The sequence below is a fragment of the Streptomyces sp. NPDC037288 genome, assembly GCF_055603265.1.
The window spans coordinates 167,823-190,915 of the sequence record NZ_JBVJVY010000012.1; the positions used below are offsets into that span (position 1 = coordinate 167,823).

The following is a 23,093-nucleotide window of genomic DNA, read 5'->3' on the forward strand; positions in this document are numbered from 1 at the left end:
GGGTCAGCTCTTTGCTGCGGCGGCCTTGGGCTTGGTGGCCTTGGCGGCTGCCGGGGCGGGCGTCGTCTTGGCGTCGTCGGCGGCAGCGGTGGTGGTGACCGCCGCGTCCGCGCCCGGCTCGGCGACGGGCTCCTCGGGCCGGACACCGACGCCCAGCTTCTCCTTGATCTTCTTCTCGATCTCGTTGGCCAGGTCGGGGTTGTCCTTGAGGAAGTTGCGGGCGTTCTCCTTGCCCTGGCCGAGCTGGTCGCCCTCGTACGTGTACCAGGCGCCGGCCTTGCGGACGAAGCCGTGCTCCACGCCCATGTCGATCAGGCCGCCCTCGCGGCTGATGCCCTGACCGTAGAGGATGTCGAACTCGGCCTGCTTGAAGGGCGGGGCGACCTTGTTCTTGACGACCTTGCAGCGGGTGCGGTTGCCGACCGCCTCCGTGCCGTCCTTCAGGGTCTCGATGCGGCGGATGTCGATGCGCACGGAGGCGTAGAACTTCAGCGCCCGGCCACCCGTCGTGGTCTCCGGGGAGCCGAACATCACGCCGATCTTCTCGCGGAGCTGGTTGATGAAGATCGCGGTGGTCTTGGACTGGTTGAGCGCGCTGGTGATCTTCCGGAGGGCCTGGCTCATCAGGCGGGCCTGCAGACCCACGTGCGAGTCGCCCATCTCGCCCTCGATCTCCGCTCGCGGGACGAGCGCGGCGACGGAGTCGATGACGATGAGGTCGAGCGCGCCGGAGCGGACGAGCATGTCCACGATCTCCAGGGCCTGCTCGCCGTTGTCCGGCTGGGAGAGGATCAGGTTGTCGATGTCGACGCCGAGCTTGCGCGCGTACTCGGGGTCGAGAGCGTGTTCGGCGTCCACGAAGGCGACCTGGCCGCCGGCCTTCTGCGCGTTCGCCACCGCGTGCAGGGTCAGGGTCGTCTTACCGGAGGACTCCGGTCCGTAGATCTCCACGACACGGCCGCGCGGCAGGCCGCCGACGCCGAGGGCGACGTCGAGTGCGGTCGACCCGGTCGGGATGACCTCGATGGGCTCCTTCGACCGCTCGCCCATGCGCATGACCGCGCCCTTGCCGAATTGCCGTTCAATCTGTGCGAGCGCGGCGTCGAGCGCCTTCTCGCGGTCGGTTCCTGCCATGGGTTCCACCCGGTTTGCTTGAGTCGATCGCTTCACGTCAAAGACGCTAACCCCTGCCACTGACAATGCGCCCCGACGCAGGCCCAGCCTGTGGATAACCGAGGGACTTCCTCCCGCAAAACGGGACGAAATCCACTACCGAAAGCCTCGCCTGAGCCTCAATAAGAATGGATGTTCGATTTTTGTGTCAAGCGCGCGGACGCCGCTGCTCCCGGTGGCGTACGGCGGGTGCCTTCGACCGGACGACGACCGCGCCGGCCCCTCCCGGGAGCCTTGGCGCATGAAGAATCCCCGCGTCGCCGACCGCCTCTGCCATGCGACGGGGCTGCTCCTCGTCCTGTCCGGTCTCGCACATCTGCTGGTGTTCGCGGTCGACGGCGGCCCGTGGGACGGTCCGGTGTCCTGGCGCAAGCCCGTCACGTTCGGGCTTTCCTTCGGGCTGACGTTGATGGCGATCACCTGGGTCACGTCGTACCTGCACGTCGGCCCGCGGCTGCGCTCGGCCCTGCTGCTCGTCTTCGCCGCCGACTGCGTGGTGGAGGTCGGCGGGATCACCCTCCAGGCATGGCGCCGCGTGCCCTCGCACCTGAACATGGAGACCCGGTTCGACACCGCCGTGTCCATGACGCTCGCGGTGGGCGGTGGCGTCCTCGTCGTCCTGCTCACGGTCTTCGCCGTCGCGTCCTTCCGGGACCGGCCGGCAGGCCCCGCCGGCATGCCGCTCGCGATCCGCTCCGGGTTCGCGATCCTACTGCTGGCGCTGGCCTCCGGGGCGGCGATGATCGCGCGCGGGGTCGTGCTGACCAGGACCGGCCACCAGGAGGCCGCCTACCACTCGACGGCCCCGTTCAAGCCCCTGCACGGCGTGAGCCTGCATGCCGTACTCGTCCTGCCCGCGCTGGCCCGGCTGCTGTCCCGCTCGCCCTGGAGCGAACGGACACGGCGGCGGATCGTGGCCACGGCGGTCGGCTGTTACGCGGCTGCGGTCGCCGCAGCGGCAGTGTGGGCGGTGCTGACGTACTGACGACGGGACCGGGGCGGCGCCGGCCTCCGAGGCTCACCGGCCCTACGACTCCTCCGCCTCCGGCTGCCCGGGGCGCAGCCGGCGTATGCGGGCCAGCATCCCGGGACCGCCCGGCCCCCGGCCGCGGTGCCCGTACACCCTGGGATCGTCCGTGACGGCGTACCGCTTCACATACGCCCCGAGGAAGGCCTGCAGGGTGGCCACCGCCGGGATGGCGATCAGCGCACCGACGGCGCCCAGCAGGGCGGTTCCCGCGATGACGGAGCCGAAGGCGACCGCCGGGTGGATGTCGACCGTCCTGGCCGTCAGCTTGGGCTGGAGCATGTAGTTCTCGAACTGCTGGTAGACCACGACGAACACCAGCACCCACACCGCGTACCAGGGCTCGACGGTGAACGCGATCAGCATCGGCAGCGCCCCCGCGAGGTAGGTGCCGATGGTCGGGATGAACTGGGAGACCAGGCCCACCCAGACACCGAGCACGGGCGCGTACGGCACGCCCAGGGCCTGGAGCAGGATGTAGTGGGCGATGCCGGAGATGAGCGCCATCAGGCCGCGCGAGTAGAGATAGCCACCCGTCTTGTCGACGGCGATCTCCCAGGCACGCAGCACCTCCGCCTGGCGTGCGGGCGGCAGGACGGAGCACAGGGCGCGGCGCAGCCGGGGGCCGTCGGCCGCGAAGTAGAAGGAGAACAGCCCCACCGTCAGCAGCTGGAACAGCCCGCCGAGCACCTGCGCGGAGACGTCGAGGACACCGGCGGCGCTGTTCTGCGCGTACTTGCGCAGCCAGTCGGAGTGGAGCAGGCCCTCCTGGACGTCCACGCGCCGGAGCTCGGTGTGGAAGGTCTCATTGATCCAGTTGATGAGTGAGTCAAGGTAGTCCGGGAAACCCTCGACCATCTTGATGATCTGGCCGGCCAGCATGGAGCCGAGCAGGGTGACGAACCCGGCGACGGCGATCGTCAGCCCGAGGAAGACCAGGAACGTGGCGAGCCCCCGGCGCATGCCGCGGGCGGCCATCCGGCTCACCGCCGGCTCTATCGCGAGCGCCAGGAAGAACGCGATCAATATGTTGATCAACAGCCCGGTCAGCTGGTGGAAGGCCCAGCTGCCGAGCTGGAACGCGGCGATCAACGCGAGCGCGAGCACCATGGCGCGCGGCAGCCAGCGCGGCATGCGACCAACCGGAGCGACGGCGCCGGGGGCCGGCGGCCGGTCGGGCGGTGTCGTACCGGTCGGTGCCGCCTGCCGGGGCAGCGGCTCGTGGGTCTCGTCAGTGGGTGCCACGCGCCAAGTCTCCCCGACACCACCGACAACCGGCGCCCACCTGCGGTCTTCGTGACCGATCGGTGCCGTGGGGCCGGCCGTGTCCAGGGATGATCGGGGCGTTTCGGGCAGCGGTCAGCGCCGCTCGCCGGGCACGTCCATGACCGTGCAGACCACGCGCCACACGTCCTTCGCGTCCCAGCCGGCGTTCAGCGCCTGGTTCACCGTGCGCTCGCCCAGCTCCGACATGACGTGATCGCGCGCGAAGGTGTCGGCGTACCCCGAACCGAAGTGTTCCGCCATCCGCTGCCAGAAGACCGTCAACCGCATGACTCCAGTATCCCGCCCCCGGGTGTGGGCTCCGGCCCGGAGCGCTTGCCGAGACCGCTTTCCGTCCTACGGTCTGACCCATGTCCGAAACCGGAGCTTCCCCACTCCCTTCCCCGCCCCCGGCGCGCTCCCCGCTCTTCCGCGCCGAGCAGTTCGTGTGGCTCACCGCGCGCGTGCTGGAGCAGCGCCTCTTCGCGTACCACTTCCTGCACGGCACCCCGGACGCGGTGGAAGCCGCGCTGGACGCCTACCGCAACGAGGACGGCGGATACGGGCACGCCCTGGAGCCCGATCTGCGCGGCCCCGTGAGCCAGCCTCTGCACACCGCGCACGCGCTGCGCGTCCTGGACGCCGTCGGGCGCTGCGGCGGGCAGCGGGTCGAGCGCGTGTGCCGCTATCTGACCTCGGTCTCCACAGCGGACGGCGCCCTTCCGGCGGTCCGTCCCAGCCAGCGCGGGTATCCGACGGCGCCGTTCGTCCCGGTCGTCGACGATCCCCCCAGCGAGCTGCTCGCCACCGGGCCGGTGGTCGGGCTGCTGCACCGCAACGAGGTGTGGCACGCCTGGCTGTTCCGGGCCACCGACTTCTGCTGGCAGGCAGTGGAGTCACTGGACAAGTCCCACCCGTACGAGGTGCAGGCCGCCGTGGCGTTCCTGGACTCCGTTCCCGACCGCTCGCGCGCGGAGGCCGCCGCGGACCGGCTCGGCCGCATGGTGCGGGAGCAACGGCTCGCGGCTCTCGACCCGAACCGGCTCGCCGCGTATCCGGTCGCATCCGGCTACGCCCCCGGCGAGCACCACTTCCCGCACGACTTCGCCAGGAGTCCGGAGTCACTTGCGCGCGCGTGGTTCACGGACGACGAGATGGCACGGTCCCTTGATCACCTGGCCGCCGAGCAGCAGGACGACGGCGGCTGGGGGATCCGATGGCGCCGGTGGGCACCGGCCCCCGCACTGGAGGCACGCGCCATGGTCACTATCGAGGCGCTGCGCACGCTGCGGTCGTACGGCCGTTTCGTGGGCTGAGCCGGCGTCCTGGGGCGGTTGACCGCGTCTTGCGCGCCGGCCGAACCAGGTCGCTTCGCGCGCGGAGCCGCTCGCGTGAGCCGAGCCGCCCCTCCGGCGTCGGTCCCGCGTCGTCACCCGCCCAAGGCCCGTACTCCCGCCGTCACCACCACGGCAGCCGCGACGACCAGCAGGAACGGCGCGCACAGCAGCAACGCCACGGCGGCCGCGCCGAGCCCGGCGACCCGTGCGTCCAGCACGAGCGCGTGCCCGTCGGCGAACGTCTGCTGAGCCGTGAGCGCCGCGAGCAGGGCGACGGGCAGCAGGGCGGCGAGGCGCCGTACGAACGGCCGCTCCATGACACCCGCGGGCACCAGCAGCCCGGCGAGCTTGACGGCGTAGCAGCCGAGTGCGGTCAAGCCGATCGCCATCCAGGTGTTCACCGGTCCTCCTCCGACCCCGTCGTCCCGTCCGCCCCGTACGCCCCCTCCGCGGCGCCCACGTCGCCGCCGCGCCGCCCCACGCGGCGGCCCGCGGCGACGAGGGCGATCGGTGCCGCGAGGGCCGCGGCCAGAACCGGGACGCCGGCCGGCAGGACGGGCAGCAGGCCGAGGCCCAGCAGGATCGCGAGGGCCGCGACCGCGCGCTCGGTGGCCGTCTTCAGCATGGGCGCGAGCAGAGCGAGGAACACGGCGGGCCCGGCCGCGTCCAGACCCCACGCGCGCGTGTCGCCGATGGCCTTGGCGCCTAGCGCGCCGAGCAGCGTGGTGAGGTTCCAGAGCACGTACAGCGCGAGCCCGGTGACGGTGAAGCCGATCCGCCGGGCGCGCCGGGTCGGCTGTGCCAGGGTGACCGCCGTGGTCTCGTCGATCACCCACTGGGCGGCGAACGGCCGTACCGGGCGCGGGAGGGCGAGCAGGTGCGACAACCGCAGCCCGTAGAAGGCGTTGCGGACACCGAGGAAGAAGGCGCCAGCGGCCGCCGTGAACGGACTGCCTCCGGCGGCGAGCGCTCCGACCAGGGCGAACTGGGAGGCGCCGGTGAAGACCAGGAGGCTGAGCGCACAGGTCTGGAGCAGTCCGAGCCCGCTGCCGGCCGAGGTCACCCCGAAGGCGAATCCGGACAGGCCCACGGCGACACCGACTGCGAGGGCGTCGCGTACGACGGCCCGGTCGGGCTTGTCGGCGTCGGCGGCGCTCATGTCCGCGAGTGCTGTCTGCTGTGCCACGCCCCGGACGGTACGGGCCACCCTCAGCCAGGGTCTTGTACGTTCTTGCGCCCACGCGCGGTCCCCGGCTCGCCCGCGTACCTGCGCTCGCGCTGGTAGGCCCCCGGAGGCACGCCGACGATCCGGGTGAAGTGCCGGTTGAGGTGGGGCTGGTCGGTGAAGCCGACGGCGACGGCCGCCTCGGCCGGGGCCGCTCCCGAATCCAGCAGGAGTCGGGCGCGGCGCACACGGGCATCGGTCAGCCATGCGTGCGGCGGCATGCCGTAGGCGTCACGGAACGCCCGCAGCAGCGCGAACGGGCTGGTGCCGAGATCGGTGGCCAGCCGTTCCAGGGTCGGTGGCCCGGCCATCCGCTCGTTCAGCACGGCACGCGCGCGTGCCGCGATACCGGCTCCGGCCGTGCGGACCGGCCGCTGGGGCAACGGGCCGCCGTTGCGTCGCAGCAGCCGGGTCACGGCGACCCGCAGCAGAGTGTCGGCGGCCAGCGCGTTGCCCTCGTCGGCGGCGCGGAGCACCTGGTGGACCAGGCGGACGGTGTAGGGGTCGTCGAGGACGGGGCTGACGAAGCCCGGCGCACCCCGGATGGTGGTGGTCTCGGCCGCGATCGCGGCGACCACCTCGGGCGAGGGATAGACGGCGCCGTACCGCCAGCCCTCGGGGACACCGGCGCGGCCGGTGTGCGGGGTGTCCGGATTGACCAGCGCGAGAGCTCCCGCGCCCGCGGACACGTCGGAGCCGTGGTGGTGGAAGACCTCGACGCCGTCGGCTATGGCCGCGATGACGAAGTGCTCGTGGGTGTGCCGGACGAAGGTCTTGTGGATGTACCGGGCCCGCAGCAGGTCCACACCCGGCAGGTCGTCGTACCGCCAGTGCCGCGCACGCTCCACCGGCCGGTCCCCGCCTGCCCCGGTACCGGTCCGTTCGTCGCGCCGCCCCGTTCGACCCGCCATACGCCCATTCTCCGCCCCACCACCCGCGACCGGCCCCCTCCCCTCCCGCCGCACTGCGTTTGCCCAGCTCAGCGCGATTGTCAGTGGCCGGGTGCAGGATGGACGCATGGTCAGCTCCGCACACCGAGCCCTCGACGGCTTCTCCCCCGCGACCCGCGGCTGGTTCACGGGGGCGTTCTCCGCGCCCACCGCGGCCCAGGCCGGCGCGTGGCAGGCCATCGGTGCGGGTTCGGACGTGCTGGTGGTGGCCCCGACCGGCTCGGGCAAGACACTGGCCGCGTTCCTCGCCGCCCTGGACCAGCTGGCCTCGGCCCCGCCCCCGGCCGACCCGAAGAAGCGCTGCCGGGTTCTCTACGTGTCCCCGCTGAAGGCCCTCGCGGTCGACGTCGAGCGGAATCTGCGCAGCCCGCTCACCGGCATCCGGCAGGAGTCCGTGCGCCTGGGCCTGCCCGAGCCCGAGGTCGGGGTCGGCATCCGCTCCGGCGACACACCGGCGGCCGAGCGGCGCGCCCTGTCCACCCGCCCGCCGGACATCCTGATCACCACCCCCGAGTCGCTGTTCCTGATGCTGACCTCGGCCACGCGCGACGCGCTGACGGGCGTGGAGACGGTGATCCTCGACGAGGTGCACGCGGTCGCGGGCACCAAGCGCGGTGCCCATCTCGCGCTCTCCCTGGAGCGGCTCGACGAGCTCCTGCCGCGGCCGGCCCGCCGGATCGGCCTGTCGGCGACCGTCCGCCCGGTCGACGAGATCGCCCGGTATCTGTCCCCGCGTCGCAAGGTGGAGATCGTCCAGCCGGAGTCCGGCAAGGAGTTCGACCTGTCCGTGGTCGTCCCGGTCGAGGACATGGGCGAGCTGAGCGGCGCTCCGGCGGCCGTCGCGAGCGAGGGCGCCGAGCGGCCGTCGATCTGGCCGCATGTGGAGGAGCGGATCGCCGACCTGGTCCAGTCCCACCGCTCCACGATCGTGTTCGCCAACTCCCGGCGCCTCGCCGAGCGGCTGTGCAACAGGCTGAACGAGATCGCCTACGAGCGGGCGACCGGCGAGACGCTGGACGAGCACCACTCCCCGGCCCAGCTGATGGGCGGCTCGGGCGCGGCCCAGGGTGCGCCCCCGGTGATCGCCCGGGCGCACCACGGCTCGGTCTCGAAGGAGCAGCGAGCCCTGGTCGAGGAGGACCTGAAGGCGGGCCGGCTGCCCGCCGTGGTCGCCACGTCCAGCCTGGAGCTGGGCATCGACATGGGCGCCGTCGACCTGGTCGTGCAGGTCGAGTCCCCACCCTCGGTCGCCTCCGGGCTGCAGCGCGTCGGCCGTGCGGGACACCAGGTGGGCGCCGTCTCCACCGGTGTCGTCTTCCCCAAGTACCGCGGTGATCTCGTCCAGGCGGCCGTGGTCACCGAGCGGATGCGCTCGGGCTCGATCGAGTCCCTGAAGGTACCCGCGAACCCGCTGGACGTGCTCGCACAGCAGCTGGTCGCGATGACGGCGCTGGACACCTGGCAGTTCGACGACCTGCTCGCCATGGTCCGCCGTGCGGCCCCCTTCGCCTCGCTGCCCGAGTCGGCGTTCACGGCGGTCCTCGACATGCTCGCGGGCCGCTATCCGTCCGACGCGTTCGCGGAGCTGCGCCCGCGCGTGGTGTGGGACCGCGTGACCGGCGAGATCACCGGCCGCCCGGGCGCCCAGCGCCTCGCCGTCACCTCCGGCGGCACGATCCCGGACCGCGGCCTCTTCGGCGTCTTCCTCGCCGGTTCCGACCCGAAGAAGGGCGGCGGCCGGGTCGGCGAGCTGGACGAGGAGATGGTCTACGAGTCCCGGGTGGGCGACGTCTTCACGCTGGGCACGAGTTCCTGGCGCATCGAGGACATCACCCGCGACCGGGTCCTGGTCTCCCCCGCGCCCGGCGTTCCGGGCCGGCTGCCCTTCTGGAAGGGCGACCAGCTGGGCCGGCCGCTCGAACTGGGCCGCGCGGTGGGCGCGTTCCTGCGCGAGGTGGGCTCGCTCCCCAAGGACGACGCCCGGCTGCGCCTGGTGGCAGCGGGCCTCGACACCTGGGCGGCGGACAACGTGCTGTCGTACCTGGACGAGCAGCGCGAGGCCTGCGGCCATGTCCCGGACGACCGCACGATCGTCGTGGAGCGCTTCCGCGACGAGCTGGGCGACTGGCGGGTCGTCGTCCACTCCCCCTTCGGCGCCCAGGTGCACGCCCCGTGGGCCCTCGCGCTCGGCGCCCGGCTGTCCGAGCGGTACGGCATGGACGCGCAGGTCATGCACGCCGACGACGGCATCGTGCTGCGCCTGCCGGATGCCGACCTGATGGGCCTGGACCTGCTCGACCAGGCACCGATGAAGGCCGGCACGGAATACGACAGCGAGCAGGCACCCGTCGGCGCGGCGGACGTCGCCTTCGACAAGGGCGAGGTCGACCAGATCGTCACCGACCAGGTGGGTGGTTCCGCCCTGTTCGCCTCCCGGTTCCGCGAGTGCGCCGCCCGCGCGCTGCTGCTGCCGCGCCGCAGCCCCGGCAAGCGCACCCCGCTGTGGCAGCAGCGCCAGCGCGCGGCCCAACTGCTGCAGGTGGCGAGCGAGTTCGGCTCGTTCCCGATCGTCCTGGAAGCGGTCCGCGAATGTCTCCAGGACGTCTTCGACGTACCCGGGCTCGTCGAGCTGATGGGCGACATCGAGTCCCGCAAGGTGCGCCTGGTCGAGGTCAGCACCCCCGAGCCGTCCCCGTTCGCCCGCTCGCTCCTGTTCGGGTACGTCGCCCAGTTCCTGTACGAGGGCGACTCCCCGCTGGCCGAGCGCCGCGCCGCCGCCCTCTCCCTGGACTCGCGGCTGCTGGCCGAACTGCTGGGCCAGGCGGAACTGCGCGAACTGCTGGACGCCGAGGTACTGACCGAGCTGGAGCGCGAGCTGCAGTGGCTCGCCGAGGATCGCCGGGTCAAGGACGTGGAGGGCGTGGCCGACGTGCTGCGGCTGCTCGGCCCGCTGACCGACGCCGAGCTGGTGGCGCGGGGCGCGGACCCGCAGTGGGCGCCTGAGCTGGCCGGCGCCCGCCGGGCCATCAAGGTCCGGATCGCCGGCGCCGACCACTGGGCGGCGGTCGAGGACGCGGGCCGGCTGCGCGACGCGCTCGGCACGGCGCTGCCGGTCGGTGTGCCCGAGGCTTTCACCGAGCCGGTCAAGGACCCGCTCGGCGATCTCCTGGCCCGCTATGCCCGCACGCACGGCCCGTTCACGTCCGCCACGGCGGCGGCCCGCTTCGGCCTCGGCGTGGCGGTCACCGAGGGCGCCCTGCAGCGGCTCGCCGCGAACGGCCGGGTGGTGCAGGGCGAGTTCCACCCGGCGGGCATCGGTCAGGAATGGTGCGACGCGGCCGTACTGCGCCGCCTGCGCCGCCGCTCCCTGGCGGCCCTGCGCCACGAGCTGGAGCCCGTGCCACCGGCCGCGTTCGCCCAGTTCCTGCCCCAGTGGCAGCACATCGGCACGGGCCATGGCCTGCGCGGCATCGACGGACTGGTGCGCGCCATCGAGCAGGTGCAGGGCGCCTCCGTGCCCGCCTCCGCGCTGGAGAAACTGGTCCTGCCCTCCCGCGTGGCGAACTACACGCCCTCGATGCTCGACGAGCTGACCGCCGCGGGTGAAGTGGTGTGGGCCGGCGCGGGTGCACTGCCCGGCAAGGACGGCTGGGTCTCCCTCTATCTGGCGGACGCGGCCCCCGTGCTGCTCCCGCCGCCGCATCCCCTGGAGCTGACCGCGCTCCACCAGTCCGTCCTGGACGCCCTCTGTGGCGGCTACGGCCTGTTCTTCCGCCAGATCGCCGACCAGGTGCGAGCCACCACCCACCCCGACGCCACCGACCCCCAACTGGCCGACGCCCTCTGGGACCTGGCCTGGTCGGGCCGGCTCACCAACGACACCCTGGCACCGATGCGCTCCCTGCTGGGCTCGGGCCGTACGGCGGGGTCGACCGCCCACCGCGCCAAGCGCGCCGTACCGCGCGGGCGCTACGGCTCCCTGACGGCCGCCGCGCGCACCGCGTCCCGTACGGGCCCGCCGACGGTCGCCGGCCGCTGGTCGCTGCTCCCCGCGGCCGAGCCGGATGCCACCGTGCGCGCCCACGCACTGGCCCGCACCCTCCTGGACCGGCACGGCGTGGTCACCCGCGGGGCGGTCGCCGCGGAGGGCGTCGAGGGCGGGTTCTCGGCGGTGTACCGCGTGCTGTCCGCCTTCGAGGACAGCGGCCAGGCGCGGCGCGGTTATGTGGTCGAGGGCCTGGGCGCGGCCCAGTTCGCCATGGACGGCGCGGTCGACCGGCTCCGCGCGGTGTCCAACGCCCGCGAACGCGGTGAGAGCCTGACCACCGCGGCCCCCGGGAACGGCTACCCACATCCCTCGAGCGGCTTTGCCGCGCCGGCGTTCCCGAACGGCTTCGGCGGAAGCGACGACGCACCCCACGAACACCCCCTCCCCGCCGCTTTCGAAGGGACGGACGGCGGCTTCGCGCACCCCGGCCTCGACGGCGACTTCACCTGGCCACCGGCGGATCCCGCGCCGGCCCCCGGCGACTACGTCTCCCCCCGCGACCTGGCCGACCCCTTCGGTTCCCCCGGCTACGGCGGCCCCCGCGGAGGCGGAGGCGGCCCCTACGGCTCGCCTGCGCACCGGGCGTACGGCAGCGGTCGTACGGGCACGTCCTCGCCCGACCCCCGTGCCGTGGTCCTCGCCGCGGCCGACCCCGCCAACGCCTACGGCGCGGCCCTGTCCTGGCCGGAGCCACCGTCCGGTGCCGGGCACAAGCCGGGCCGCAAGGCGGGCTCACTCGTCGTCCTGGTCGAGGGCGACCTGACCGTGTACATGGAGCGCGGCGGCAAGACGCTGCTGGCCTGGCCCGCCGGACCGGACATCGCGCCTGCGGACGACCCCCGCCTGCGCACGGCCGCGGATGCCCTGGCCGCGGCGGCACGCGCGGGCTCCCTCGGCACGGTCACGGTCGAGCGGATCAACGGCGCCCAGGCCCTGACCTCGCCCATAGGCGCCCTCCTGGAGGCAGCGGGCTTCGTGGCCACACCACGCGGCCTGCGCCTGAGAGCGTGACGCTCCGCCAGGTGCCGCGGCGTTCGGAATGCAGCGAGCTGCCGTCTTCAGGCACAGCCCCGCGCCCCTTGGGGCGCTGCCCGTGGCACCCTTGACGCATGCCCGAAGGCGACACGGTCTGGCAGGCCGCGCGGCGGCTGCACGAGGCCCTCGCGGGCAAGGTGCTGACCCGCAGCGACTTCCGGGTGCCGAAGTACGCGACGGTCGACCTCACCGGCCGTACGGTGCTCAGTACGATCCCGCGCGGCAAACACCTGCTCACCCGGTTCGAGGGTGGCCTGACCCTGCACACTCATCTGCGGATGGAGGGGACCTGGAAGGTGTACGGCGCGGACGAGCGCTGGCGGGGCGGCCCGGCACACCAGATCCGTGCGATCCTCGGCACCGTCGACCGCACGGCCGTGGGCTACCGCCTCCAGGTTCTGGAGCTGCTGCGCACGGGCGAGGAGGAGCGGGTGGTCGGCCATCTGGGCCCCGACCTGCTCGGACCGGACTGGGACCCCGTGCGGGCGTTGGCCAACCTCCTCGCCGATCCCGCCCGCCCGCTCGGCGAGGCCCTGCTCGACCAGCGCAATCTCGCCGGCATCGGCAACGTCTACAAGAGCGAGCTGTGCTTCCTGCTGGGCGTCACCCCGTGGCTCCCGGCCGGCGCGCTGCCCCCGGACCGCGCCGAGAAGCTGCCCGCGCTCGCCAAGAGACTCCTGGAGGAGAACCGCGACCGCCCGGTCCGGCAGACCACGGGCCTGCACCGGCACGACCTGTTCGTCTACGGCCGCGCACCCCGTCCGTGCCTGCGCTGCCACACGCCGGTCCGCGTGGCCGACCAGGGCGACGGCACCCAGGAACGCCCCACCTACTGGTGCCCCGCCTGCCAGACCGGCCCCGCCCCCGCCCCCGGCGCGCCGCAGCGCTGGCGAGACCGCTATCCCCGCCGCACCGCCTGACGACGTGTCGGCCCCCGTCGGAGACCGGGGCGCCACTATGCCGACGGCACCCGAACCGGTCACCGCCTCCGACTAATTGACGACCCGTCAGAAACGCTCGTACGGTCCTTGTATGCCCCTCACCCCGTACGACCTCACCGGGCGCACCGCATTCGTCACCGGAGCCGCCGGCGGGATCGGCCGGGCCTCAGCCGTCCTGCTCACCGAGGCGGGCGCGGTGGTGCACTGCGCCGACCGGGACGCGGACGGTCTGCACGGCACGGCGGAGCTGATCGCGAAACGCGGCGGCACGGCCCGTACGCATGTCCTGGACGTCACCGACCGGGCGGCCCTGGCCGAGGCGGTCCGCTCCTGCGAGCGTCTGGACGTGATGGCGGCGATCGCCGGCATCATGCACAGCAGCCCCGTGCTGGAGACCCGCGACGAGGATCTCGACCGGGTCCTGAACGTCAACTTCAAGGGAGTGCTGTACGCCTGCCAGGAGGCGGCGCGTCTGATGCTGGCCCGAGCCACCCGGGGCAGCATCGTGACCATGGCGTCCGGCGCGGTCGACACCGGCGGCCCGGGACTGCTCTGCTACGGCGCGGCGAAGGCGGCTGTGGTCCAGCTGACCAAGACGCTGGCCACCGAGGTCGGACGGCACGGCATCCGGGTCAACGCGATCGCGCCGGGCTGGATCCGCACCCCGATGACCGACCGGCACGACCGTGAGGCGCAGGCGCACACCGAGGGTGTGATGGCCCGGATGTCACCGCTGGGCCGGGTCGGCGAGCCGGAGGACGTCGCTCACGCGGTGCTGCACCTGGCGTCGGACGCGTCGGCGTTCACGACCGGTCAGATACTTCGCCCGAACGGGGGTGTGGCGATGCCCTGGTAGCGCCGCCCATCCGCCAGGCGGCCAACCACCGCCCCGCCGACACCACGTCGGCCGCCTGTCCCTTGGGCACACAGTGCACCGGCAGCAGGCTCACCCCCCACCCGCCGGCCGCGACGGCGCCTTCCAGAACGCCCGCGCCCTGCCCCAGGGCGATCCGCAGCACGGCCCACCACCACACGGCCCCCAGCGCCAGGGCGGCCCCCCGGCGCACTATCCGTCCCACCATGCCCGCCACCACCTCCCGCCGGACGCTAGACCGCCGCACCAGCCGCGCGGGAGGCGCACCGAGGGCTCACGGATGCAGCAGCGAAAACAGCCGCTCCGGGGCGCCCCGTCCCGCCCGAACCGCTTACGCGTTCTCCGCCTGGAACATCCAGTGATGCTTCTCCAGGTCAGCGGTGATCCCGATGAAGATGTCCTGGGACACCGGATCCGGCTCCCCCGTCGCGCCCACGCGCTCCCTCATCCGGGTGATCACGGCGCCCAGCGCGTCCACCATGGTCCCGACAGCGTCCGTGTCCTTGATCCAGCCCGCCGGAGTGGTCTTGACGCCGCTGCTGGAGGCCACCGTGGCGGCGCGCCCGTCGGGCGGCACCCCCAGGGCCGAGGCCCGCTCCGCCACGGTGTCGGAGTGGGTGCGCGCGGAGGCGACGACCTCGTCGAGCTGGAGGTGGATGGAGCGGAAGCGGGGCCCGACGACGTTCCAGTGGATCTGCTTGGCGACCAGCGAGAGGTCCACCAGGTCGACGAGGGCACCCTGCAGCGCCTCGGCCACGGTCTTCAGGTCCGCGTCGGCCAACTGGCTCTTCACGACGTACATCCGCTTCCTCCGGTGCTTTTGCCCGTCACGTCCCTCCACCATGACCGCACCGAACGGACCCGGCAAACGCGAGCAAAAGTGACACACGTCGCACATGTGGCCGGAAAACGAAAGCCCCGGCCATGCTCCTCGGGTACGTCCCGAGAAGCCGGCCGGGGCCTCGAAGGTTCGCTAAGCCGGGTACGCGTACGTCACGCGGCGACCACGTCCACCGCCTCCGCGGGCGCCTTGATGGTCACCCGTTCCGGTGGCACACCGGTCACCGACACCGAACCCAGCATCGGACGGACCGACGTGGGTACGGACTCGGTGGCCCGGGCGGACTGGGCCAGTTCGGCGAGCGCCAGCTCGTCGCTCACTTCCCGCATGAGTTCCGACATCCGTACGTCCAGCGCGTCGCAGATGGCGGCGAGCAGCTCGGAGGAAGCCTCCTTCTGCCCCCGCTCCACCTCGGAGAGATAGCCGAGTGAGACTCGGGCGGACGAGGAGACTTCGCGCAGAGTACGGCCCTGGCGTTGGCGCTGCCGACGCAGCACGTCACCCAACAGGCGACGGAGCAGAATCATCGGTGGCTCCCTCCTCGGACCGCGTAGCCGCATCCTTCTCGCCCCACCGTACCGCCTTGCGCCGCGGCCGTGCGGGGAGCGATGTCGTGTTCACTCAGGGCTGCAAACATCAAAACCCCCCGTTCCGTTCCGTATCCTGTGCCCGCTCGTTCCCGGTCTGTTCGCCCGCAAGCTCTCTCAGAAGCAGTGCGAGTACGCTCCGTACACTCTCCATACGAATTTCCGCACGGCTGCCGTTCAACCGCAGGGCTTCCACTTTTCCGCCACCGGCAGAACCGAGACGGTCCGTGAGCGGCCCGTCCACGGCCACGAAGACCGCCCCGACGGGCTTGCCGTCCTGCGGATCGGGGCCGGCGACCCCGGTGGTCGCGACACCCCAGTCGGCACCCAGAGCCTTCCGCACCCCGGCTGCCATCTGGCCCGCGACCTGCGGATCCACCGCTCCTCGCTGCGCCAGCAGGGTGGCGTCGACATCCAGCAGCTCATGCTTCAGCTCGGTGGCGTAGGCGGTGACCGAACCCCGGAACACCTTGGACGCTCCGGGCACTGCTGTGATCTCCGCCGCCACCAGGCCACCCGTGAGCGACTCGGCGACGGCGAGGGTCTCGCCCCTCACAGTCAGTAGTCGCACCAGTTCGGTGGCGTGTGAGCTCACGCTTCCTTCTCCTCCAACGCCGCCGCCCGCTCGGCGATTCCCCGGCGGCGCAGCACAATGGCTTGCCTTACGTAGTCGAGGCCGGTGACGACGGTGAGAACGACGGCTGCGGCCATCACCCAGAACCTCAAAGTGGCCAGCCATCCCGTCAGTGCCAGGACGTACATCCCGACCGCGACCCCCTGGGTGAGGGTCTTGAGCTTGCCCCCACGACTGGCCGGGATCACGCCGTAGCGAATGACCAGGAAACGCAGCAGGGTGACGCCGAGTTCCCGGCCGAGGATCAGGGCCGTCACCCACCACGGCAGGTCGCCCAGGCCCGACAGACAGATGAGCGCCGCTCCCATGATGGCCTTGTCGGCGATGGGGTCGGCGATCTTCCCGAAGTCGGTGACCAGGTTGTACGTGCGCGCCAGATGCCCGTCGAACAGGTCGGTGATCATGGCGATGGCGAAGGCCGCCCAGGCCAGCGAGCGCCAGGCCGGGTCGTAACCGCCGTTCGCCAGCATCAGCGCCACGAAGCCGGGCACGAGGACCAGCCGGAGCATGGTCAGCAGATTGGCGACGTTCCAGACGCTGGCCTGGTTGACGGCGGCGGCCGCGATCTTGCCGCCGCGCGGTGCCCTGCCGCCGCCCTCGGGACCTGAAGCAGAACCGGAGACCTCGGACGCAACGCCGTCGGCAGCGGCGGCGGGCCCCCGGGCGCCGTGCGCGCCGGAGGAGCCGCCCGCGGCGGATGCCGGGACTCCGGTCATCTGCCCGCCTCCTCACTACACGCGAGCGAGCCGGTCAGCGGCTCGGCGACCAGGTCGACACCTTCCGTACCGACCACCTTCGCCTCGACCATACGTCCGACGCTCAGGCCCTCGCCGCTCGTGAGGAGCACCTGGCCGTCCGTCTCGGGCGCCTGGTGTGCGGCGCGGCCGTACACGCCCTCTTCCTCGTCGACGGACTCGACCAGGACGCGCACGGCTTCCCCGACGCGCTCCTCTGCGCGCTGCGAGACCAGCTCCTCGGCCAGCCGGGACACCCGTGCGAGGCGCTCGGCGACGACGTCCTCGTCGAGCTTGTTCTCGTACGTCGCCGCCTCCGTGCCCTCCTCGTCGGAGTAGCCGAAGACACCGATGGCGTCCAGGCGTGCGCCGTTCAGGAAACGCTCCAGCTCGGCCAGGTCCGCCTCGCTCTCGCCGGGGAAGCCGACGATGAAGTTGGAGCGCACGCCGGCCTCGGGCGCCTTGGAACGGATCGTGTCGAGCAGCTCCAGGAAGCGGTCGGTGTCGCCGAAGCGGCGCATGGCCCGCAGCACGTCGGGCGCGGAGTGCTGGAAGGACAGGTCGAAGTACGGGACGACCTTCGGAGTGGAGGTCAGCACGTCGATCAGTCCCGGGCGCATCTCGGCCGGCTGCAGGTAGCTCACCCGCACCCGCTCGATGCCGTCGACCTCGGCCAGGTCGGGCAGCAGGGACTCCAGCAGGCGGATGTCGCCCAGGTCCTTGCCGTAGGAGGTGTTGTTCTCGGAGACGAGCATGATCTCCTTCACACCCTGCTCGGCCAGCCAGCGGGTCTCGTTCAGCACATCGCTGGGGCGGCGGGAGATGAAGGAGCCGCGGAAGGACGGGATGGCGCAGAAGGAGCAGCGCCGGTCGCAGCCCGAAGCGAGCTTCACCGAGGCGACCGGGGAGCCGTCGAGGCGGCGCCGCAGGGGCGCGCGCGGACCGGAGACGGGCGCGACGCCCTCCGGGAGGTCGGCCGGGCCGTGGCCGGGCAGCGCGACGGAGGCGGCCGATTCCTGCCGCTCGGCCGGGCTGATCGGGAGCAGCTTGCGGCGGTCGCGCGGGGTGTGGGCAGCGTGGATGCCGCCGGACAGGATGGTCTGCAGGCGGTCGGAGATGTCCGCGTAGTCGTCGAAGCCGAGCACGCCGTCGGCCTCGGGCAGTGCCTCGGCCAGCTCCTTGCCGTACCGCTCGGCCATGCAGCCCACCGCCACGACGGCCTGGGTTCTGCCATGATCCTTGAGGTCGTTGGCCTCGAGGAGGGCGTCGACGGAGTCCTTCTTCGCGGCCTCGACGAAGCCACAGGTGTTGACCACGGCGACGTCGGCGTCCGCGGCGTCCTCCACGAGCTGCCAGCCGTCCGCCTCCAAACGGCCTGCGAGCTCCTCGGAGTCCACCTCATTACGGGCGCAGCCAAGAGTGACGAGGGCGACGGTACGGCGTTCAGGCATGGGCTCAAGACTACTTCGTCTCACTGACAGCCCATGTCGACGGGGTTGGCCGATCTTGGCCAACCCCGTCACACACGCTCTTCCCGAAGGGCCGCCTAGCCCGCGACGGGGTCGCCCTTCGTGTAGGTCAGGCGTTCCACCGCGCCCGGCTGGAAGTTGTCGTCGATCTTCTTGCCGTTGACGTACAGCTCGATCGCGCCGGCGTCGCCGAGGATCAGGTTGATCTTGGAGCTGTCCTGGAAGGTCTTGGACTGGCCCTTCTTCAGCAGTCCGTCGAAGAGCATCCGGCCGTTGTGGTCCTTGGCCGAGATCCAGCTGCGTCCGCCCGGCGCGCTGACCTGGACGGTCACCTTGTCCTGGGGCGCGGCGGCGATGGCGCTGTCGGAGGGATCGGTGCTCGGCGTGGCGGGCTTGCCCTTCTTCGGCGTGGGCGAGGCGGACCTGCTCGCGGCGGGTGTACCGCTGCCCTCGGCGACCTGCGACTTCGCATCGTTTCCGGAGCCGCCGCCCCTGACCGCGGTGAAGCCGACGAAACCGATCACGACGACGATCGCGGCCACCATGGCCGCCGTCCAGTTCGGGCCGCGCCGCTCGGGCCGGATGCGCTCCGCCTCGAACAGGGGTGCGGCCGGGGTGGGTGCGGGACGTCCGCCGTGCTCGGCGTCGTACTGGGCGATCAGGGCGGCGGGGTCGAGGCGGACGGCCCTGGCCAGCGTGCGGATGTGCCCGCGGGCGTACACATCACCGCCGCACGGGGCGAAGTCGTCCGCCTCGATGGCGTGCACGATGGCGATACGGACACGAGTGGCGCTGCTGACGTCGTCCACGGTGAGCCCGGCCGCGATCCGCGCCTGCTGCAGGGCACGGCCCACGGAGACACGGGCCTCCCGGGACTCGTCGGGGAACGGACGCTCGTCTTCAGGGGAGTTGCCGATGGACACGGGGGCGCCTTTCGAGCGTGTAGCCACCTGTGCTGGAAGCTCAGTCTAGGGGTGGTACGAAAGGGTGGGGCAACCGGGCGGTGGGACTTTGTACCCCATCGGAACGGCCGGACGGACCGAGGGCTTGACAGGCAGATACCCCATGATGGGACTACTACCTGTCCTCTCGCTCAACTGGACGTACGACAAAGGGAAACGGTTGCTCGCCGTTCTCTAACAAGTGGATCACGGCGATCGGCCACCCGGCGTAAACGGCGTCCGCCGGACGGTCCTTCGCCCTACTCCCCGGTTTCCCCGCGGATCACGGCGAGCACGTCGTCCAGCTCGTCGGGCTTGACCAGAACGTCACGCGCCTTGGAGCCCTCGCTCGGCCCCACGATGTTGCGGGACTCCATGAGGTCCATGAGCCGCCCGGCCTTGGCGAAGCCGACCCGCAGCTTGCGCTGGAGCATGGAGGTCGACCCGAACTGGGTGGAGACGACCAGTTCGGCCGCCTGACACAGCAGGTCGAGGTCGTCGCCGATGTCCTCGTCGATCTCCTTCTTCTGCTTGCTGCCGACCGTGACGTCGTCGCGGAAGACGGGCGCCATCTGGTCCTTGCAGTGCTGGACGACGGCCGCGACCTCGGCCTCGGTGACGAAGGCGCCCTGCATACGGGTGGGCTTGTTCGCGCCCATCGGCAGGAACAGGCCGTCGCCCTTGCCGATGAGCTTCTCGGCGCCGGGCTGGTCGAGGATGACCCGGGAGTCGGCGAGCGAGGAGGTGGCGAAGGCCAGCCGGGAGGGCACGTTGGCCTTGATGAGACCCGTCACGACGTCCACCGAGGGCCGCTGGGTGGCGAGCACCAGGTGGATGCCGGCCGCGCGCGCGAGCTGCGTGATGCGCACGATCGCGTCCTCGACGTCGCGCGGGGCGACCATCATCAGGTCGGCCAGCTCGTCCACGATCACCAGCAGGTACGGGTACGGCTGCAGCTCCCGCTCGCTGCCCTCCGGCGGCTTGACCTTGCCCTCGCGGACGGCCTGGTTGAAGTCGTCGATGTGCCGGTAGCCGTAGGCCGCGAGGTCGTCGTAGCGCAGGTCCATCTCGCGTACCACCCACTGCAGTGCCTCGGCGGCCCGCTTGGGGTTGGTGATGATCGGCGTGATCAGGTGCGGGATGCCCTCGTAGGCGGTCAGCTCGACGCGCTTGGGGTCGACCAGGATCATCCGGACGTCCTCCGGGGTCGCCCGCATCATGACCGAGGTGATCAGGCAGTTGATGCAGGACGACTTGCCGGAACCGGTGGCACCGGCGACCAGCATGTGCGGCATCTTCGCCAGCGAGTGCATCACGTACCCGCCCTCGACGTCCTTGCCGAAGGCGACCAGCATCGGGTCGTCGTCCTCGGCGGACTCCGCGAGACGCAGCACGTCACCGAGGTTGACCATCTCCCGGTCGGTGTTCGGGATCTCGATGCCCACCGCGGACTTGCCGGGGATGGGACTGATGATCCGCACGTCGGGGCTGGCGACGGCGTACGCGATGTTCTTGGTCAGCGCGGTGATGCGTTCGACCTTCACGGCGGGGCCGAGCTCGACCTCGTAGCGGGTGACCGTCGGGCCGCGCGTGAAGCCGGTGACGGCGGCGTCGACCTTGAACTCGGTGAAGACCTGGGTGAGCGAGGCGACGACCGCGTCGTTGGCCTCGCTGCGCGCCTTGCCTGGACCGCCGCGGGTGAGGTGGTCCAGGGACGGCAGTGCGTAGGTGATGTCCCCGGACAGCTGGAGCTGCTCCGCCCGCGGCGGCAGGTCGCGCGGCTCCTCGGGGGCCTTCTTGGTCAGGTCGGGGACGATTCCGGCCTTGGGCTTCTGCTGCTTGGGCCGCGCGGCCGGTACCGGCGACGGCCCGGCTTCCGGTGCCGGCGCGGGCGCGGGCACCGGCGTCGTCTCCTCGCGGTCGCCGACGCTGACGCCCTGGGTGAGATCGGCGACCAGCGGGGAGGGCGGCATGCCGTGCAGTACCGCACCGTCGAGCGCCGCGGCGGCGGCCGCCGCGACGTCCACGGCGTCCATCTGGCGCTGCGGATCCGGCTGGGGCACCGCGGAGCGCCTGGGACGGCCGCGGCGCTGCGAGAGGGCCTCCTCCTCGGCACTGGCCGGGTCGTACGCCCGGGGGGCGGACGAGCGCTTACGGGGGCGCGCGGGCAGCGCCTCGCGCCACTGCTCGTCGTAGCGCGCGTCGTCCTCGCCGAACTCCTGCGCCTCCTCGTCGTGCAGTACCCCCAGGCGCACACCGAGTGCCCGCAGCCGCTGCGGGATGGCGTTGACCGGGGTGGCGGTCACCACGAGCAGACCGAAGATCGTCAGCAGCACCAGCAGGGGTACGGCGAGCATGTCGGTCATGGTGTACGTCAGCGGAGTGGCCGCCGCCCAGCCGACGAGACCGCCGGCGTCCCTTATGGCCTGCATGCCGTCGCTGCGCGCGGGCGAGCCGCAGGCGATGTGGACCTGGCCGAGCACGCCGACGACGAGCGCGGACAGGCCGATCACGATCCGTCCGTTGGCCTCCGGCTTCTCCGGGTGCCGGATGAACCGTACGGCGATCACCGCGAGCAGGATCGGCACCAGCAGGTCGAGCCGGCCGAAGGCACCGGTGACGAGGATCGCCACGAGGTCCCCGACGGGGCCCTTCAGGTCGGCCCAGGTGCCGGCGGCGACGATCAGCGCGATGCCGAACAGCAGCAGCGCGACGCCGTCCTTGCGGTGGGCCGGGTCCAGGTTCTTCGCGCCCCGCCCTATGCCGCGGAAGACGGCGCCGACGGCGTGCGCGAGGCCCAGCCAGAGGGCGCGCACGAGCCGGTACACGCCCCCGGTGGGGCTGGGGGCCGGCTTCGGCGGGACCTTCTTGGCCGGGGCCTTCTTGGCGGGTGCCTTCTTGGCCGCCGCCTTCTTCGCTACGGCCTTCTTCGCCGGAGCCTTCGCGGGAGCAGCCGCCTTCTTGGCGGGCTGCTTCTTGGCTGCGGAGGGACGTGAGGCCATGGGTGTGAGGTTACCGGGGGAGACGACAGCGGACACGTGTGCCCACAGCTTCACCCGTTCGTGTCGCCCTTGTCGGGGCGCGGAACTGACGCACGCTCAAGAGCAACCGCCGGCCGGGCGTATCTCAGTTCTGCGCCGGAACCGACGGACCGCCGGTGCCGGCGCCCGGCTCCAGGGCGTCGAGCGCGCGCCGCAACCCGGTGAGTTTGCGCTCCAGATGGGCCGCCGTGGCCACCGCGGCCGCGTCCGCCGAATCGTCGTCCAGCTGCTTGGACAGCGCCTCGGCCTGCTCCTCGACGGCCGCGAGCCGCGCGGACAGCTCGGCCAGCAGCCCGGCGGACTCCTTGCCGCCGACCGCGCCCTTGCCGCCGCCCTCCAACTGCAGCCGCAGCAGCGCCGCCTGCTCGCGCAGCTGGCAGTTCTTCATGTACAGCTCGACGAACACCGAGACCTTCGCGCGCAGCACCCACGGGTCGAACGGCTTGGAGATGTAGTCGACCGCACCGGCCGCGTAGCCGCGGAAGGTGTGGTGCGGGCCGTGGTTGATCGCCGTGAGGAAGATGATCGGGATGTCCCGGGTCCGCTCGCGCCGCTTGATGTGCGCGGCGGTCTCGAACCCGTCCATGCCCGGCATCTGGACATCCAGCAGAATGACCGCGAAATCGTCCGTGAGCAGTGCTTTGAGCGCTTCCTCCCCGCTCGATGCCCGCACCAGCGTCTGATCGAGCGCAGAGAGGATGGCCTCCAGCGCCAGCAGATTCTCCGGCCGGTCATCGACCAGGAGGATCTTGGCCTTCTGCACCATGGCCCGCCCTCCTCGCCCCGGCGGTACACCGGGCGCCGCCCCAGGGGACGACTCCCTTTCGCCGCCCGTCCTTGTGCCGGTCATCGTAGCCGCACCCCGCCTGTCGCCACACCCTGTCACCGCGATGTCACTGTGCACGTACCGGAAACGCGGCGGGGGCCGGGATGGTTCCCGGAATCCTGCATTCCCATACGTCTCCAGCCACCC

18 protein-coding genes and 1 pseudogene are annotated in these 23,093 nt (G+C 71.9%); 5 read left to right on the forward strand and 14 right to left on the reverse strand.

Annotated elements, in window-relative coordinates; genetic code table 11:
- Positions 1-3: 3 nt before the first annotated feature.
- Positions 4-1,134, reverse strand: coding sequence for a recombinase RecA (gene recA, locus ACZ7GZ_RS17105; protein WP_471024849.1), 1,131 nt, complete (start codon positions 1,132-1,134; stop codon positions 4-6).
- Between the two features lie 280 nt (positions 1,135-1,414).
- Between recA and ACZ7GZ_RS17110 the strand changes: the two genes are divergently transcribed.
- The gene (locus ACZ7GZ_RS17110; RefSeq protein ID WP_471024851.1) at positions 1,415-2,158 is read left to right on the forward strand and encodes a hypothetical protein; all 744 of its coding nucleotides are present in this window, start codon (positions 1,415-1,417) and stop codon (positions 2,156-2,158) included.
- Between the two features lie 42 nt (positions 2,159-2,200).
- Here ACZ7GZ_RS17110 and ACZ7GZ_RS17115 read toward each other — a convergent pair whose 3' ends face one another.
- Both ACZ7GZ_RS17115 and ACZ7GZ_RS17120 read right to left on the reverse strand, forming a co-directional pair.
- Positions 2,201-3,445: an AI-2E family transporter gene (locus ACZ7GZ_RS17115; RefSeq protein WP_471024852.1), complete on the reverse strand. Its 1,245-nt coding sequence runs from the start codon at positions 3,443-3,445 to the stop codon at positions 2,201-2,203.
- A 114-nt stretch (positions 3,446-3,559) separates the two neighbouring features.
- Positions 3,560-3,754: a DUF3046 domain-containing protein gene (locus ACZ7GZ_RS17120; protein WP_471024854.1), complete on the reverse strand. Its 195-nt coding sequence runs from the start codon at positions 3,752-3,754 to the stop codon at positions 3,560-3,562.
- Between the two features lie 80 nt (positions 3,755-3,834).
- Between ACZ7GZ_RS17120 and ACZ7GZ_RS17125 the strand changes: the two genes are divergently transcribed.
- Entirely contained in the window at positions 3,835-4,779 is a 945-nt protein-coding gene (locus ACZ7GZ_RS17125; RefSeq protein WP_471024856.1) for a hypothetical protein, read from the forward strand.
- A gap of 113 nt (positions 4,780-4,892) precedes the next feature.
- Here the strand turns inward: ACZ7GZ_RS17125 and ACZ7GZ_RS17130 are convergent, their stop codons facing one another.
- The 3 genes and pseudogenes from ACZ7GZ_RS17130 to ACZ7GZ_RS17140 all read right to left on the reverse strand — a co-directional run.
- Positions 4,893-5,201: an AzlD domain-containing protein gene (locus ACZ7GZ_RS17130; RefSeq protein ID WP_471024858.1), complete on the reverse strand. Its 309-nt coding sequence runs from the start codon at positions 5,199-5,201 to the stop codon at positions 4,893-4,895.
- Positions 5,198-5,986 carry an AzlC family ABC transporter permease gene (locus tag ACZ7GZ_RS17135; protein ID WP_471024859.1) on the reverse strand — a complete coding sequence of 263 codons (789 nt, stop codon included), beginning with the start codon at positions 5,984-5,986 and terminating at the stop codon, positions 5,198-5,200. Before ACZ7GZ_RS17135 ends, ACZ7GZ_RS17130 begins: the two co-directional genes overlap by 4 nt.
- A 26-nt stretch (positions 5,987-6,012) precedes the next feature.
- Positions 6,013-6,936, reverse strand: a pseudogene (locus ACZ7GZ_RS17140) (AraC family transcriptional regulator); the annotation flags it as partial.
- 106 nt (positions 6,937-7,042) lie between these two features.
- On the opposite strand from ACZ7GZ_RS17140, the gene ACZ7GZ_RS17145 reads away from it, so the two are divergent.
- From ACZ7GZ_RS17145 to ACZ7GZ_RS17155, 3 genes are all read left to right on the forward strand, one after another.
- Positions 7,043-12,034, forward strand: coding sequence for an ATP-dependent helicase (locus tag ACZ7GZ_RS17145; protein ID WP_471024860.1), 4,992 nt, complete (start codon positions 7,043-7,045; stop codon positions 12,032-12,034).
- Positions 12,035-12,132: 98 nt separating this feature from the next.
- Positions 12,133-12,978, forward strand: a complete 846-nt coding sequence (locus ACZ7GZ_RS17150) for an Fpg/Nei family DNA glycosylase (protein ID WP_471024861.1) — start codon at positions 12,133-12,135, stop codon at positions 12,976-12,978.
- 112 nt (positions 12,979-13,090) lie between these two features.
- Positions 13,091-13,855: an SDR family NAD(P)-dependent oxidoreductase gene (locus ACZ7GZ_RS17155; RefSeq protein ID WP_471024863.1), complete on the forward strand. Its 765-nt coding sequence runs from the start codon at positions 13,091-13,093 to the stop codon at positions 13,853-13,855.
- A 349-nt stretch (positions 13,856-14,204) separates the two neighbouring features.
- Here the strand turns inward: ACZ7GZ_RS17155 and ACZ7GZ_RS17160 are convergent, their stop codons facing one another.
- From ACZ7GZ_RS17160 to ACZ7GZ_RS17195, 8 genes are all read right to left on the reverse strand, one after another.
- Complete coding sequence (locus ACZ7GZ_RS17160; RefSeq protein ID WP_471024864.1) at positions 14,205-14,675, reverse strand: Dps family protein; 471 nt, start codon at positions 14,673-14,675, stop codon at positions 14,205-14,207.
- Positions 14,676-14,866: 191 nt separating this feature from the next.
- Positions 14,867-15,241: a helix-turn-helix domain-containing protein gene (locus ACZ7GZ_RS17165; RefSeq protein ID WP_369392241.1), complete on the reverse strand. Its 375-nt coding sequence runs from the start codon at positions 15,239-15,241 to the stop codon at positions 14,867-14,869.
- Between the two features lie 109 nt (positions 15,242-15,350).
- Positions 15,351-15,896 (reverse strand): CinA family protein, encoded by a 546-nt coding sequence (locus ACZ7GZ_RS17170; RefSeq protein ID WP_471024866.1) that lies wholly within the window; start codon positions 15,894-15,896, stop codon positions 15,351-15,353.
- Positions 15,893-16,651, reverse strand: a complete 759-nt coding sequence (gene pgsA, locus ACZ7GZ_RS17175; RefSeq protein WP_471024867.1) for a CDP-diacylglycerol--glycerol-3-phosphate 3-phosphatidyltransferase — start codon at positions 16,649-16,651, stop codon at positions 15,893-15,895. Before pgsA ends, ACZ7GZ_RS17170 begins: the two co-directional genes overlap by 4 nt.
- Positions 16,648-18,120, reverse strand: coding sequence for a 30S ribosomal protein S12 methylthiotransferase RimO (gene rimO, locus ACZ7GZ_RS17180; protein WP_471024868.1), 1,473 nt, complete (start codon positions 18,118-18,120; stop codon positions 16,648-16,650). The genes pgsA and rimO overlap by 4 nt, the downstream gene beginning before the upstream one ends.
- 95 nt (positions 18,121-18,215) lie before the next feature.
- A complete protein-coding gene (locus ACZ7GZ_RS17185) occupies positions 18,216-19,061 on the reverse strand; it encodes a helix-turn-helix domain-containing protein (RefSeq protein ID WP_471024869.1) in 846 nt (281 codons plus the stop codon).
- A 278-nt stretch (positions 19,062-19,339) separates the two neighbouring features.
- Positions 19,340-22,081 carry a DNA translocase FtsK gene (locus ACZ7GZ_RS17190; protein WP_471024871.1) on the reverse strand — a complete coding sequence of 914 codons (2,742 nt, stop codon included), beginning with the start codon at positions 22,079-22,081 and terminating at the stop codon, positions 19,340-19,342.
- Between the two features lie 124 nt (positions 22,082-22,205).
- Positions 22,206-22,886, reverse strand: a complete 681-nt coding sequence (locus ACZ7GZ_RS17195; RefSeq protein ID WP_471024872.1) for a response regulator — start codon at positions 22,884-22,886, stop codon at positions 22,206-22,208.
- Positions 22,887-23,093 lie beyond the last annotated feature (207 nt).